The 12,941-nt window shown below is 58.6% G+C and carries 26 protein-coding genes and 1 pseudogene; all 27 read left to right on the forward strand.

Translation table 11 applies throughout. The annotated features are described in order from the left end of the window. Positions 1-95 (forward strand): annotated as a pseudogene (locus HNP55_RS14705) (elongation factor Tu); the annotation flags it as partial. A gap of 106 nt (positions 96-201) precedes the next feature. After that, positions 202-513 (forward strand): 30S ribosomal protein S10, encoded by a 312-nt coding sequence (gene rpsJ, locus HNP55_RS14710; protein WP_058721902.1) that lies wholly within the window; start codon positions 202-204, stop codon positions 511-513. A 341-nt stretch (positions 514-854) separates the two neighbouring features. Beyond that, positions 855-1,526 carry a 50S ribosomal protein L3 gene (gene rplC / locus HNP55_RS14715; protein ID WP_184300817.1) on the forward strand — a complete coding sequence of 224 codons (672 nt, stop codon included), beginning with the start codon at positions 855-857 and terminating at the stop codon, positions 1,524-1,526. Next, positions 1,526-2,146 (forward strand): 50S ribosomal protein L4, encoded by a 621-nt coding sequence (gene rplD / locus HNP55_RS14720; RefSeq protein ID WP_124448810.1) that lies wholly within the window; start codon positions 1,526-1,528, stop codon positions 2,144-2,146. The genes rplC and rplD overlap by 1 nt, the downstream gene beginning before the upstream one ends. Then, on the forward strand, positions 2,143-2,457 hold the full coding sequence (gene rplW, locus HNP55_RS14725; RefSeq protein WP_184300820.1) for a 50S ribosomal protein L23: 315 nt from the start codon (positions 2,143-2,145) through the stop codon (positions 2,455-2,457). Before rplD ends, rplW begins: the two co-directional genes overlap by 4 nt. Then, on the forward strand, positions 2,457-3,281 hold the full coding sequence (rplB, locus tag HNP55_RS14730; protein WP_184300823.1) for a 50S ribosomal protein L2: 825 nt from the start codon (positions 2,457-2,459) through the stop codon (positions 3,279-3,281). Before rplW ends, rplB begins: the two co-directional genes overlap by 1 nt. A 10-nt stretch (positions 3,282-3,291) precedes the next feature. Continuing rightward, entirely contained in the window at positions 3,292-3,570 is a 279-nt protein-coding gene (gene rpsS, locus HNP55_RS14735; RefSeq protein WP_058721907.1) for a 30S ribosomal protein S19, read from the forward strand. Between the two features lie 11 nt (positions 3,571-3,581). Beyond that, positions 3,582-3,911 carry a 50S ribosomal protein L22 gene (rplV, locus tag HNP55_RS14740; protein ID WP_058721908.1) on the forward strand — a complete coding sequence of 110 codons (330 nt, stop codon included), beginning with the start codon at positions 3,582-3,584 and terminating at the stop codon, positions 3,909-3,911. A gap of 16 nt (positions 3,912-3,927) precedes the next feature. Further along, on the forward strand, positions 3,928-4,782 hold the full coding sequence (gene rpsC / locus HNP55_RS14745) for a 30S ribosomal protein S3 (RefSeq protein ID WP_184300826.1): 855 nt from the start codon (positions 3,928-3,930) through the stop codon (positions 4,780-4,782). Positions 4,783-4,784: 2 nt separating this feature from the next. Then, the gene (gene rplP / locus HNP55_RS14750) at positions 4,785-5,201 is read left to right on the forward strand and encodes a 50S ribosomal protein L16 (RefSeq protein WP_124448802.1); all 417 of its coding nucleotides are present in this window, start codon (positions 4,785-4,787) and stop codon (positions 5,199-5,201) included. Between the two features lie 13 nt (positions 5,202-5,214). Beyond that, the gene (gene rpmC / locus HNP55_RS14755; RefSeq protein WP_058721911.1) at positions 5,215-5,415 is read left to right on the forward strand and encodes a 50S ribosomal protein L29; all 201 of its coding nucleotides are present in this window, start codon (positions 5,215-5,217) and stop codon (positions 5,413-5,415) included. After that, the gene (gene rpsQ, locus HNP55_RS14760) at positions 5,412-5,681 is read left to right on the forward strand and encodes a 30S ribosomal protein S17 (RefSeq protein WP_124448800.1); all 270 of its coding nucleotides are present in this window, start codon (positions 5,412-5,414) and stop codon (positions 5,679-5,681) included. Before rpmC ends, rpsQ begins: the two co-directional genes overlap by 4 nt. A gap of 152 nt (positions 5,682-5,833) precedes the next feature. After that, positions 5,834-6,343 (forward strand): peroxiredoxin, encoded by a 510-nt coding sequence (locus HNP55_RS14765; RefSeq protein ID WP_184300829.1) that lies wholly within the window; start codon positions 5,834-5,836, stop codon positions 6,341-6,343. A gap of 281 nt (positions 6,344-6,624) precedes the next feature. After that, positions 6,625-6,993, forward strand: coding sequence for a 50S ribosomal protein L14 (gene rplN, locus HNP55_RS14770; RefSeq protein WP_058721914.1), 369 nt, complete (start codon positions 6,625-6,627; stop codon positions 6,991-6,993). Positions 6,994-7,018: 25 nt separating this feature from the next. Further along, positions 7,019-7,336: a 50S ribosomal protein L24 gene (rplX, locus tag HNP55_RS14775; RefSeq protein ID WP_184300832.1), complete on the forward strand. Its 318-nt coding sequence runs from the start codon at positions 7,019-7,021 to the stop codon at positions 7,334-7,336. Between the two features lie 10 nt (positions 7,337-7,346). Next, positions 7,347-7,886, forward strand: coding sequence for a 50S ribosomal protein L5 (gene rplE / locus HNP55_RS14780; protein WP_124448794.1), 540 nt, complete (start codon positions 7,347-7,349; stop codon positions 7,884-7,886). Between the two features lie 8 nt (positions 7,887-7,894). Then, positions 7,895-8,200 (forward strand): 30S ribosomal protein S14, encoded by a 306-nt coding sequence (rpsN, locus tag HNP55_RS14785; protein ID WP_184300835.1) that lies wholly within the window; start codon positions 7,895-7,897, stop codon positions 8,198-8,200. A 25-nt stretch (positions 8,201-8,225) separates the two neighbouring features. Beyond that, positions 8,226-8,621: a 30S ribosomal protein S8 gene (gene rpsH / locus HNP55_RS14790; RefSeq protein ID WP_058721918.1), complete on the forward strand. Its 396-nt coding sequence runs from the start codon at positions 8,226-8,228 to the stop codon at positions 8,619-8,621. 18 nt (positions 8,622-8,639) lie between these two features. Then, the gene (gene rplF, locus HNP55_RS14795) at positions 8,640-9,173 is read left to right on the forward strand and encodes a 50S ribosomal protein L6 (RefSeq protein ID WP_184300838.1); all 534 of its coding nucleotides are present in this window, start codon (positions 8,640-8,642) and stop codon (positions 9,171-9,173) included. 11 nt (positions 9,174-9,184) lie between these two features. Then, on the forward strand, positions 9,185-9,550 hold the full coding sequence (gene rplR, locus HNP55_RS14800) for a 50S ribosomal protein L18 (RefSeq protein ID WP_184300841.1): 366 nt from the start codon (positions 9,185-9,187) through the stop codon (positions 9,548-9,550). A gap of 18 nt (positions 9,551-9,568) precedes the next feature. After that, positions 9,569-10,087, forward strand: coding sequence for a 30S ribosomal protein S5 (rpsE, locus tag HNP55_RS14805; RefSeq protein ID WP_184300844.1), 519 nt, complete (start codon positions 9,569-9,571; stop codon positions 10,085-10,087). Positions 10,088-10,109: 22 nt separating this feature from the next. Next, the gene (gene rpmD, locus HNP55_RS14810; protein ID WP_102766033.1) at positions 10,110-10,292 is read left to right on the forward strand and encodes a 50S ribosomal protein L30; all 183 of its coding nucleotides are present in this window, start codon (positions 10,110-10,112) and stop codon (positions 10,290-10,292) included. Between the two features lie 27 nt (positions 10,293-10,319). Beyond that, a complete protein-coding gene (gene rplO / locus HNP55_RS14815; RefSeq protein WP_184300847.1) occupies positions 10,320-10,751 on the forward strand; it encodes a 50S ribosomal protein L15 in 432 nt (143 codons plus the stop codon). Between the two features lie 20 nt (positions 10,752-10,771). Continuing rightward, positions 10,772-12,082, forward strand: coding sequence for a preprotein translocase subunit SecY (secY, locus tag HNP55_RS14820; RefSeq protein WP_058721924.1), 1,311 nt, complete (start codon positions 10,772-10,774; stop codon positions 12,080-12,082). A 49-nt stretch (positions 12,083-12,131) separates the two neighbouring features. Then, positions 12,132-12,350, forward strand: coding sequence for a translation initiation factor IF-1 (gene infA, locus HNP55_RS14825; RefSeq protein WP_009855680.1), 219 nt, complete (start codon positions 12,132-12,134; stop codon positions 12,348-12,350). 59 nt (positions 12,351-12,409) lie between these two features. Beyond that, positions 12,410-12,523 (forward strand): 50S ribosomal protein L36, encoded by a 114-nt coding sequence (rpmJ, locus tag HNP55_RS14830; protein WP_056194202.1) that lies wholly within the window; start codon positions 12,410-12,412, stop codon positions 12,521-12,523. Positions 12,524-12,557: 34 nt separating this feature from the next. Beyond that, a complete protein-coding gene (gene rpsM, locus HNP55_RS14835; RefSeq protein WP_124448784.1) occupies positions 12,558-12,923 on the forward strand; it encodes a 30S ribosomal protein S13 in 366 nt (121 codons plus the stop codon). The last annotated feature ends 18 nt before the right edge of the window (positions 12,924-12,941 follow it).

Raw genomic sequence — 12,941 nt, forward strand, 5'->3', positions numbered from 1 at the left:
TCGCTCCGATCGCCATGGAAACCGGTCTGCGCTTCGCTATCCGCGAAGGTGGCCGTACCGTCGGCTCCGGCGTGGTTGCTACCATCCTGGCCTAAGTCTTTTGCGTGACCAGTCTGGCTGCTGAATCATCGGTGGTCAGGCTTCACCAACCTCGCGGCAACCGGCCTTTGGTCGAGCCGCTCGTTCTTTGAAGGAATCGTCATGCAAAAGCAAAAGATCCGCATCCGCCTGAAGGCATTTGATTACAAGCTGATCGACCAATCGGCCGCGGAAATCGTTGAAACCGCCAAGCGCACCGGCGCGATCGTCAAGGGCCCCGTGCCCCTGCCGACCCGTATGCAGCGTTTCGACATTCTGCGTTCGCCGCACGTCAACAAGACCTCGCGCGACCAGTTCGAAATCCGTACCCACCAGCGTCTGATGGACATCGTTGACCCGACCGACAAGACGGTTGATGCCCTGATGAAGCTGGACCTGCCGGCCGGCGTGGACGTCGAAATCAAGTTGCAGTAAACGCAACACGATGAGGCCCTCGCACCGATTTCGTCGTTGAAAGAGTTCTCATCCGCTGACTGCTCGAAAGAGCCATAAGCGACAAGGGTAGCCGAAAGGTTGCCCTTTTTTCTTGCAGTCTCGGCTTGCGCTTGCGTAAAAGCCCTGGTGCACGCTATACTCGCAAGCTTTCCCGCGTTGGTCTATTCCAGTGCGGGATTTTTCGCATCGGTAAGAAGCTGAGGAGTCGGGTGCAGGCCTGGGTTCGAGGTGGAATTTCCGGTGTCGAGGTCGCCCCGGCCAATCGTTGTCGGGTGTTTGTAAATGGCTTCCAGGGAAATCCTGTGGGGCTGGAGAAAACCATGAGTCTAAGCAATCGTCTCGGATTGCTGGGTCGCAAGGTGGGCATGATGCGCATCTTCACGGACGACGGCGATGCCGTGCCTGTGACGGTGCTCGATGTGTCCGACAACCGCGTGTCCCAGATCAAGACCGTAGAAAACGACGGCTACACCGCCATTCAGGTGGTGTTCGGTTCGCGCAAAGCATCGCGCGTGACCAAGCCGGAAGCCGGCCACCTCGCCAAGGCAGGTGTTGAAGCCGGTCGTGTGATGAGCGAATTCCGCGTTGCCGCTGAAGTCGCCGCCGAATACAAGCTGGGCGCGCAAGTGCCGGTCTCGCTGTTTGCAGCGGGTCAGCTGGTGGATGTGCAGGGCACCTCCATCGGTAAGGGCTTCGAGGGCACCATCAAGCGTCATAACTTCGCGTCGCAGCGTGCGTCCCACGGTAACAGTCGTTCGCACAATGTGCCTGGTTCCATCTCGATGGCCCAGGATCCCGGTCGTGTGTTTCCTGGCAAGAAGATGTCGGGTCACCTGGGTGACGTGACTGTGAGCGTGCAGAACCTGGACATCGTGCGCGTTGACGAAGCTCGTCAGCTGCTGCTGGTTCGCGGTGCTGTTCCGGGCGCCAAGAACGGCCACGTGGTCGTGCGTCCCGCAGTCAAGGTCAAGGTCAAGAAGGGAGCCAACTGATGCAGCTCGAGCTCCTGAATGAGCAAGGTCAGGCCACTGCCAAGGTGGACGCTCCTGATACGCTGTTTGCTCGCGATTACAACGAAGCCCTGGTGCACCAGGTGGTCGTGGCCTTCCAGGCCAACGCCCGCCAAGGCACTCGCGCCCAGAAGGATCGCGAACAAGTCAAGCACTCGACCAAGAAGCCTTTCCGTCAAAAGGGAACGGGTCGTGCACGTGCCGGTATGACGTCTTCGCCGCTGTGGCGCGGGGGCGGTCGGATTTTCCCGAACATGCCGGATGAGAACTTCACGCACAAGCTGAACAAGAAGATGTATCGCGCCGGTATGGCCGCCATCTTGTCGCAGCTGGCTCGCGAAGGCCGCCTGGCCGTGGTGGATTCCATCTCTTTGGAAGCCCCCAAGACCAAGCTGCTGGCTGCCAAGTTCAAAGCCATGGGTCTGGAGTCGGTGATGTTGATCGCCGACCAAGTGGACGACAACCTGGCGCTGGCATCGCGCAATCTGGCCAATGTGCTGGTTTGCGAGCCGCGCTACGCTGATCCGCTGTCGCTGGTCTTCTACAAGAAGGTGCTGGTGACCAAGGCCGCAATGGAGCAACTCCAGGAGATGCTGGCATGAGCGCCCCTAAATATTCAGAAGGCCGTCTGGCCTCGGTGCTGTTGGCGCCTATCGTGTCCGAAAAGGCCACGGCAGTTGCCGAAAAGCACAACCAAGTGTTGTTCAAGGTCTTGCGCGACGCCACCAAGCCCGAAATCAAGGCCGCTGTTGAACTGATGTTCAAGGTCGAGGTTGAGGCTGTGAACGTTGTTCAGGTCAAGGGCAAGGTCAAGCGCTTTGGTCGTTCCTTCGGTCGTCGCGATCACGTCAAGAAGGCGTACGTGTCGCTGAAGGCGGGCCAAGAGCTCAACTTCTCCGGGGAGGCTGCGTAATGGCCGTCGTTAAAGTCAAGCCAACGTCACCCGGCCGTCGTGCCGTTGTGAAGGTGGTGCACTCGCATCTGCACAAGGGCGCGCCCCATGCAGCTTTGCTTGAGCCGCAAATCCAGAATTCTGGCCGTAACAACAACGGTCACATCACGATTCGCCACAAGGGCGGTGGTCACAAGCACCACTACCGTGTGGTCGACTTCAAGCGCAACAAGGACGGCATTCCCGCCAAGGTTGAGCGCATCGAGTACGACCCCAACCGTACGGCCCACATCGCTCTGGTGTGCTATGCCGACGGCGAGCGTCGCTACATCATCGCTCCGCGTGGTCTGGAAGTCGGTTCGACGATCTTGAGCGGTGCGGAAGCCCCGATCAAGGCCGGCAACACCTTGCCCATCCGCAACATTCCCGTGGGTTCGACGATCCATTGCGTGGAAATGCTGCCGGGTAAGGGTGCTCAGATCGCTCGTTCCGCTGGTGTGTCCGTGGTGCTGATGGCTCGTGAAGGCGTTTACGCTCAGCTGCGTCTGCGCTCGGGCGAAGTCCGTCGCATCCACATCGATTGCCGCGCCACGATTGGCGAAGTGTCGAACGAAGAGCATCAGCTGCGCCAGTACGGCAAGGCCGGTGCCATCCGTTGGAAGGGTATCCGCCCGACCGTTCGTGGTACCGCCATGAACCCGGTGGATCACCCGCACGGTGGTGGTGAAGGTCGTACCGGCGAGGGCCAGGCGCCTGTGTCGCCGTGGAACACCCTCACGAAGGGCTTCCGCACTCGTAACAACAAGCGCACGCAGACGTTCATCGTTTCGCGTCGCAAGAAGTAAAGGGTAGGCCATGACTCGTTCATTGAAGAAGGGCCCGTTCATTGACCATCACCTCTTGGCCAAGGTCGAGAAGGCAGTGGCCAACAAGGACAAAAAGCCTATCAAGACTTGGTCGCGTCGCTCGACGATCCTGCCCGAATTCATCGGCCTGACGATCGCGGTGCACAACGGCAAGCAACACGTGCCAGTTTATGTGTCGGACCAGATGGTCGGCCACAAGCTGGGTGAATTCGCACTGACCCGTACCTTCAAAGGCCATCCGGCCGACAAGAAGGCTGGGAAGAAGTAAGGATGCCAACGATGGAAACCAAAGCAATCGTTCGCGGTGTCCGCCTGTCGTGTGACAAGGGCCGCCTGGTGGCGGACCTGATCCGCGGCAAGAAGGTGGACCACGCGCTGAACATCCTGGAATTCACCCAGAAGAAGGCTGCCGTCATCATCAAGAAGGCGCTGGAAAGCGCCATCGCCAACGCCGAGCACAACGACGGCGCTGATATTGATGAACTGAAGGTCACCACTATTTATGTGGAACAAGGTGCCACGCTGAAGCGCTTCTCTGCCCGTGCTAAAGGCCGTGGCAACCGCATCAGCAAGCCCACGTGCCACATCTTCGTGTCGGTCGGCAACTGAAGGCTGAAGGAAGACTATGGGACAGAAAATCCATCCGACTGGCTTTCGCCTGCCAGTCACCCGTAACTGGGCTTCGCGTTGGTACGCGTCGAACAAGAACTTCGCCACCATGCTGGCCGAAGATCTGCAGGTTCGCGACTACCTGAAGACCAAGCTGAAGAATGCCGCCGTTTCGCGCATTCTGATCGAGCGTCCTGCCAAGAACGCTCGTATCACCATCTTCTCGGCACGTCCGGGCGTGGTGATCGGCAAGAAGGGCGAAGACATCGAAAACCTGAAGGCCGAGCTGACCAAGCGTCTGGGCGTGCCGGTGGCCGTGAACATCGAAGAAGTGCGTAAGCCCGAAATCGATGCTCAGCTGATCGCCGACTCGATCACCCAGCAGCTGGAAAAGCGCATCATGTTCCGTCGCGCCATGAAGCGTGCGATGCAGAACGCCATGCGCCTGGGTGCTCAGGGCATCAAGATCATGTCTTCGGGTCGTCTGAACGGTATCGAAATCGCTCGCTGCGAGTGGTACCGCGAAGGCCGTGTGCCCCTGCACACCCTGAAGGCTGACATCGACTACGGCTTCTCTGAAGCCAGCACGACCTACGGCATCATCGGTGTCAAGGTCTGGGTCTATCGCGGTGACCGTCTTGCCAATGGCGAGGCTCCCGTGATCAAGAGCGAAGCTGGTGAAGACGATCGTCGTCCGCGTCGCAACACCCGTCCTGGCGCACCGAGCGGCCGTGGCCGTCCCGGTGGTGATCGTGGCCCGCGTGGTGAAGGTGGCGACAAGCCGGCCTCCGCCGGTGACGCAGCTCAGCCCGCGCCCAAGCGAGTGGTCCGCAAGGCCGCTCCCGCTGGCGGCGAGGCCAAAGGAGAATAAACATGCTGCAACCAGCTCGTCGCAAATATCGCAAGGAGCAAAAGGGTCGTAACACGGGTGTTGCTACCCGTGGTGCTGCGGTGTCTTTTGGCGAATTCGGCCTGAAGGCAACCGAGCGCGGCCGTTTGACGGCTCGTCAGATCGAAGCTGCACGTCGTGCAATCTCGCGCCACATCAAGCGCGGTGGTCGTATCTTCATCCGCATCTTCCCGGACAAGCCGATCTCCCAAAAGCCCGCCGAAGTCCGTATGGGTAACGGCAAGGGCAACCCAGAGTACTACGTCGCTGAGATTCAGCCTGGCAAGGTGCTCTACGAGATCAACGGTGTGCCGGAAGCCCTGGCTCGCGAAGCGTTCACTCTGGCTGCTGCAAAGCTGCCGCTGAGCTGCACCTTCGTGACGCGCCAGGTCGGCACCTGAAGCGGAGAACACCATGAAAGCATCTGAACTGCGTGGCAAGGATGTCGCTGCCTTGGAAAAGGAAGTGACCGATCTGCTCAAGGCCCATTTCGGCCTGCGCATGCAAAAAGCCACTCAACAGTTGAGCAATCACACTGTTCTGGGCAACACGCGCCGTGACATCGCTCGCGTCAAGACCATCTTGAACGAGAAGAAGAAGGGAGCCGCGAAATGACGCAAGCTCAAGAAAAGAACACACGTACCTTGATCGGTCGTGTGGTCAGCGACAAGCGCGCCAAGACGGTGACCGTGCTGATCGAGCGTCGTGCCAAGCACGAGCTCTACGGCAAGATCGTGGCCCGTTCCCGCAAGTACCACGCCCATGACGAAAAGGGCGAGTACAAGATGGGTGATGTGGTCGAGATCGCCGAAGGCCGTCCTCTGTCCAAGACCAAGAGCTGGGTTGTGACCCGCCTGGTCGAGAAGGCTGAAGTCGTCTGATAAGCCTTTGAAGACGTTGGCTTTGTACGGTCTTGTACCGTACTCAGCATGAAACGGTCGGAACGCTGGAATACTGGCGTCCGGCCGTTTTTTTTACCTCCAAGAAACCGCAGCACGCTTCCGGGCTGTGGGCGCAAACCCAAGGATTCTTTATGTTGAAAGTTGGCGATCAGCTGCCTGGCGGCACGCTGTATGAATTCATCGAAGTCGAGGGCAATGGCTGCTCGCTGGGCCCGAATGCGGTCGATATCGCTGCCGCGGTGGCAGGCAAGAAGATCGCTGTTTTTGCCCTGCCTGGCGCCTTCACGCCGACTTGTTCGGCGCAGCACGTGCCCGGCTACAAGGCCCAGGCCGAAGCCTTGGCCGCGGCGGGCGTGGACGAGATCTGGTGTGTCTCCGTCAACGACGCATTCGTGATGGGCGCCTGGGCCCGCGAGCAGCAAACCGCCGGCAAGATCCGCATGCTGGCCGATGGTAGTGCCGAATTCACCAAGGCCACCGGCCTGACGCTGGACCTGGGTTCGCGTGGCATGGGTCTGCGCTCGCAGCGCTACTCGATGCTGCTGGTGAATGGCCAGGTCAAAACGTTGAATATCGAGGCTCCGGCCAAGTTCGAAGTCAGCGATGCGGCCACCATGCTGCAGCAAGCGCAAACCAATTGATGGCGTGAAGGCCTGGGGGCTTCGTGCATTGCCGCGGCGCCCCAAATACTTCAGCGAAAGTGCTTGACGCACGAGGTGCGTTCAGTGCACAATCTAAAGCTTCGCCGAACGCAACGCGCATCAAGTGGTGCGCCGTGGCCTCGGATCCGCCCTCAACTGCTGAGTGCAAGACCCTCACGGAAGTGAATTCTGGTCTTGTGTTTGGTCAACGGGCCCAAGACTGACCGATGACTTTGATGCGCTGATGTGCGTTGGATGATTTGGGAAAAGTTGGGGATAACATGATTCAAATGCAATCGCGACTCGACGTCGCGGACAACACTGGCGCCAAGTCCGTCATGTGTATCAAGGTGCTTGGTGGTTCCAAGCGTCGGTACGCAGGCATTGGCGACATCATCAAGGTCAGCATCAAAGAGGCTGCTCCTCGTGCCCGAGTGAAAAAGGGCGAGGTTTACAGCGCTGTGGTCGTTCGTACCGCCAAGGGTGTTCGTCGTCAAGACGGCTCGCTGGTGAAGTTCGACGGCAACGCCGCCGTGCTGCTGAATGCCAAGCTGGAGCCCATCGGTACCCGTATCTTCGGCCCCGTGACGCGTGAACTGCGTACCGAGCGCTTCATGAAGATCGTGTCGCTGGCGCCAGAGGTTCTCTGAGCTCGGTCACAGTCAAAGGTAAGCCATGAACAAGATTCGTACAGGCGACCAAGTCATTGTTTTGACCGGTCGCGACAAGGGCAAGCGCGGCGCCGTTGCGCAGCGCATTGATGCCGATCACATCGTTGTAGAAGGTGTGAATGTCGTCAAGAAGCACGTCAAGCCGAACCCCATGAAGGGTACGACTGGCGGCGTCGTCGACAAGACAATGCCTATTCATCAATCCAACGTGGCGATTTTTAACGCTGCATCCGGCAAGGCCGATCGCGTGGGCATCAAGCTCGCCGCCGATGGCAAGAAGGTGCGCGTCTACAAGTCGACCGGCGAAGAGATCAAGGCTTAAGGGGTTCGACATGGCTCGTTTGCAAGCGTTTTATCGCGAAAAAGTTGTGCCAAGCCTCACTGAGAAGTTTGGTTACACGTCGGTCATGGAAGTGCCTCGCATCACCAAGATCACTCTGAATATGGGTGTCAGCGAAGCAGTTGCCGACAAGAAGGTCATGGATCACGCCGTCGGCGATCTGACCAAGATTGCAGGTCAGAAGCCTGTTGTGACGAAGTCGAAGAAGGCGATTGCCGGCTTCAAGATTCGTGACGGCGTGCCCATCGGCTGCATGGTGACTCTGCGCGGTGTGCAGATGTACGAATTCCTGGATCGCTTTGTCACCATCGCCCTGCCGCGTGTGCGTGACTTCCGTGGTATCTCGGGTCGTTCGTTTGACGGCCGTGGTAACTACAACATTGGCGTCAAAGAACAGATCATCTTCCCTGAGATCGACTACGACAAGGTGGATGCGCTGCGTGGGCTGAACATCAGCATCACCACTTCCGCCAAGACGGATGACGAGTGCAAGGCCTTGCTGGCTGCATTCAAGTTTCCGTTCAAGAACTGAGGTGACCCGTGGCAAAAACATCACTGAAGCAACGTGAGCTCAAGCGCGACGCGCTGGTAGCCAAGTATGCAAAGAAGTATGCGGAACTGAAGGGCATCGCTAACGATGCCAAGAAGACTGACGAAGAGCGTTATGTTGCTCGTCTGGAGCTGCAAAAGCTGCCCCGCAATGCCTACCCGACCCGTCTGCGCAATCGTTGCGCATTGACTGGACGTCCTCGCGGTACCTTCCGCAAGTTCGGTTTGGGCCGTAACAAGATTCGCGAGCTGGCCTTCAAGGGCGACATCCCCGGTGTCGTCAAGGCCAGCTGGTAACGGCGAAGATTAGGAGATATCGCAAATGAGCATGAGTGATCCTATCGCCGACATGCTGACCCGTATTCGCAACGCCCAGAGCGTTGAGAAGGTCAGCGTCGTGATGCCGTCCTCGAAGTTGAAAGTGGCGATCGCCAAGGTCCTGAAGGACGAAGGCTATATCGACAGTTTCGCGGTGCGTGGCGAAGCCGCCCGCCCTGAGCTGGAGATTTCGCTGAAGTATTACGGCGGTAAGCCGGTGATCGAGCGCATTGAGCGCGTGAGCCGTCCCGGCCTGCGCATTTACAAGGGCCGCCACGACATTCCTCAGGTCATGAATGGCCTGGGTGTGGCGATTGTCACCACGCCGCAAGGTGTGATGACGGACCGCAAAGCACGTCAAGCCGGCATCGGCGGCGAAGTGCTCTGCTACGTCGCCTAAGCGCAAGGAGATATACAGATGTCCCGCGTTGGAAAAATGCCGGTCGCCATCCCGCAAGGTGTGGACGTTACCGTTACCGCTGAGCAAATCAGCGTCAAGGGCTCGCTCGGCACGCTGGTGCGTCCGATCAACAGCCTGGTGTCGATCAAGAACGAAGGCGGCAAGCTGAGCTTCGCTCCTAACGACGAGTCGGCAGCTGCCGGCGCCATGAGCGGCACCACCCGCGCTCTGGTTGCCAATATGGTCAGCGGCGTCAGCAAGGGTTTCGAGCGCAAGCTGAACCTGGTTGGTGTGGGCTTCCGTGCCCAGGCTCAAGGTCAGAAGCTCAATCTGCAGATCGGTTTCTCTCACCCCGTGGTGAAAGACATGCCGGCTGGCATCAAGGTTGAGTGCCCGACCCAGACCGAAATTCTGATCAAGGGCGCGGACGCCCAAGTGGTCGGCCAGGTTGCTGCCGAAGTGCGCGCCTTCCGTCCGCCCGAGCCTTATAAGGGCAAGGGCATCCGCTATTCCGACGAGAAGGTCTCTCTCAAAGAGACCAAGAAGAAGTAAGGAGCAGCGCAATGTTGACCAAAAAAGAACAGCGCATCCGTCGCTCGCGTCAGACCCGTGCTCGCATCGCCATCCAGCGCGTTGTGCGTTTGACGGTGTTCCGCTCCAACCTGCACATTTACGCCTCCGTCATTTCCGACGATGGCACCCGTGTGCTGGCCAGCGCTTCGACGGCCGAGAAGGCCGTCCGCGCCCAACTCGGTGGTTCGGGCAAGGGCGGCAACGTCGCTGCCGCTACCCTGATTGGCAAGCTGATCGCCGAGAAGGCCAAGGCTGTTGGCGTGGAAAAGGTTGCATTCGACCGCGCAGGCTTTGCTTACCACGGCCGTATCAAGGCCTTGGCCGAAGCAGCCCGTGAAGCCGGCCTGCAGTTCTGACGCAAAAAGGAATTCGAAATGGCAAAGTTTCAACCCCGCGTTCAGACCGAAGGCAATGACGACGGCCTGAAGGAAAAGATGATCGCGATCAACCGCGTCACCAAAGTTGTGAAGGGCGGCCGTACGCTGTCTTTCGCAGCTCTGACGGTGGTCGGTGATGGCGCTGGTCGTATCGGCATGGGCAAGGGCAAGGCGAAGGAAGTTCCCGTCGCCGTGCAAAAGGCGATGGAATCCGCTCGCCGTAATATGTTCAAGGTCGATCTGCGCAACGGTTCGATTCACCACAATGTGGTGGGCGAGCACGGCGCGTCCCGCGTGATGATGGTGCCCGCTTCGTCTGGTACCGGCGTCATCGCCGGTGGCCCGATGCGTGCGGTCTTCGAAGTGATGGGCGTGACCGACATCGTGACCAAGAGCCACGGTTCGACCAACCCGTACAACATGGTTCGTGCCACCCTGGATGCGCTGAAGCGTTCCACGACGGCGACGGAAGTCGCAGCCAAGCGCGGCAAGTCGGTCGAAGAAATTCTCGGCTGAATCGGCTGTACTGGAGAGACACATGTCTGACAAGAAAACTGTAACTGTCAAGCTGGTTCGCAGCCCCATCGGCACCCGTGCTTCGCACCGTGCCACCGTGGTTGGCCTTGGCTTGCGCAAGCTGAACAGCACCAGCGTGTTGGAAGACACGCCTGCGGTTCGCGGCATGATCAATAAGATCGCCTACCTCGTGCAGGTGCTCTAAGCGCCGTCACGAACTGAGGACAAGAAGATGCAACTCAATACCATTCAACCCGCAGCTGGCGCCAAGCATGCTAAGCGCCGCGTGGGCCGTGGCATCGGCTCCGGTCTGGGCAAGACCTGCGGCCGCGGTCACAAGGGTCAAAAGTCGCGTGCTGGCGGCTACCACAAGGTGGGCTTCGAAGGCGGTCAAATGCCTCTGCAGCGCCGTCTGCCCAAGCGCGGCTTCAAGTCGACCACGCTGAAGTTCAACGCCGAGATCAATCTCGACGACCTGCAAGCATTGGTGGCCGATGAGATCGACCTGCTGACGCTGAAGGCCGTGGGTCTGGTGCCTGAGCTGGCCCGCAATGCCAAGGTCATTCTGTCTGGCGCCATCAGCCGCAAGGTCACGCTGAAGGGCGTGTCCGCGACGGCCGGCGCCAAGGCTGCGATCGAAGCCGCTGGCGGCTCCATCATCTAAGTAGAACGGAACGGGGCACAGTGGCTACCAACGCAAACCAACTGGCCAAGAGCGGCAAGTTCGGCGACTTGCGTCGCCGCCTTGTGTTTCTTCTGCTGGCGCTCGTCGTTTACCGCATCGGGGCGCATATCCCCGTGCCCGGTATCGATCCTGGCCAGCTGAAGCAGTTCTTCAAGGGTCAGGAAGGTGGCATCCTGTCCCTGTTCAATATGTTTTCGGGCGGTGCGCTGTCGCGCTTTACCGTCTTCGCGCTGGGCATCACGCCCTATATCTCGGCTTCCATCGTCATTCAGTTGATGACGTATGTGGTGCCGGCTTTGGAAGCGCTGAAGAAGGAAGGCGAAGCAGGGCGTCGCAAGATTACGCAGTACACGCGCTACGGCACTTTGGGCCTGGCAATTTTCCAATCGCTGAGCATCGCTCTGGCGCTGGAAAGCTCGGCTGGTCTGGTGATCAGCCCCGGATTTGGATTCCGCCTTACCGCAGTCTCCAGTCTGGTTGCCGGCACGATGTTCCTGATGTGGCTGGGTGAGCAGATTACCGAGCGTGGCTTGGGCAACGGGATTTCGATCCTGATCTTTGGCGGCATCGCCGCAGGTTTGCCGGGCGCGATTGGTGGTTTGTTGGGCCTGGTGCAGACCGGCGCCATGGGTCCTGTGTCTTCGCTGTTCATTGTGGCTGTTGTGGTCGCGGTGACGTATCTGGTGGTGTTTGTCGAGCGCGGTCAGCGCAAGATCTTGGTGAATTACGCCAAGCGCCAGGTGGGGAACAAGGTCTACGGTGGTCAGAGCTCGCACCTGCCGCTGAAGCTGAACATGTCGGGCGTGATCCCGCCGATCTTCGCATCGTCGATCATCCTGCTGCCAACCACCATGGTGAGTTGGTTCGCAACCGGTGACAGCATGCGTTGGTTGAAGAACATCGCAGATATGTTGCATCCAGGCCAGCCCATTTATGTGCTCCTGTACGCTTCTGCCATCGTGTTCTTCTGCTTCTTCTACACGGCTCTGGTGTTCAACAGCCGCGAGACTGCAGACAACCTGAAGAAGAGTGGCGCGTTCATTCCAGGCATTCGCCCGGGTGAGCAAACTGCGAAGCATATTGACAAGATCCTGTCCCGTTTGACTCTGGCCGGCGCCATCTACATTACCGGTGTGTGCTTGTTGCCTGAGTTCTTGACCTTGAAGTACAACGTGCCTTTCTATTTCGGTGGCACCTCCTTGCTGATCATTGTTGTGGTCACCATGGACTTCTGGGCTCAAGTGCAGTCTTACGTGATGAGTCAGCAGTACGAATCTCTGCTGAAGAAGTCGAATTTCAAGGCCAGCTGAAAAGCTGAGTCAACGTTTAACCAAAATCCATCAGAACAGAAACGAAGGCATGGCGAAAGACGACGTCATTCAGATGCAAGGCGAGATTCTTGAGAATCTTCCTAATGCTACGTTTCGTGTGAAGCTGGAGAACGGGCATGTCGTTCTCGGCCACATCTCGGGCAAGATGCGTATGCATTACATCCGTATCCTGCCCGGTGACAAGGTCACCGTAGAACTAACCCCGTACGATTTGAGTCGTGCTCGCATCGTGTTCCGGGCGAAGTGAGCTTATCTTTTCCCCGGTTATGCGCTGTGAGCGCTTTTGAGTAGGTCAAGGAGCAGACCATGAAAGTTTCGGCATCCGTCAAGCAGATGTGCCGCAATTGCAAGATCATCCGTCGCAAGGGCGTGGTGCGTGTGATCTGTACCGATCCGCGCCACAAACAGCGTCAAGGCTGATTGCTGCACGACACGAGCGAATTAGAGGACGCAAATGGCACGTATTGCTGGTATTAATATTCCGCCGCAAAAGCACACTGAGATCGGTCTGACCTCGATCTACGGCATTGGCCGTACGACCGCCCAGAAGATCTGCACGACTTGCGGTATCCCGTTCGACAAGAAGGTCAAGGACCTCACCGACGCTGATCTGGAAAAGATCCGTGACGAAGTGGGCCGCATGACCATCGAAGGCGATCTGCGCCGCGAGATGTCGATCAACATCAAGCGCTTGATGGACCTCGGTTGCTACCGCGGCTTCCGTCATCGCCGCGGTCTGCCGATGCGCGGTCAGCGCACCCGCACGAACGCTCGCACTCGTAAGGGCCCGCGCAAGTCGGCCGCTACGGGCAAGAAGTGATCTGCGCTAAGCATTGAA

The sequence above is a fragment of the Roseateles oligotrophus genome, assembly GCF_014204525.1.
Taxonomy (GTDB): Bacteria; Pseudomonadota; Gammaproteobacteria; order Burkholderiales; family Burkholderiaceae_C; genus Paucibacter_A; species Paucibacter_A oligotrophus_A.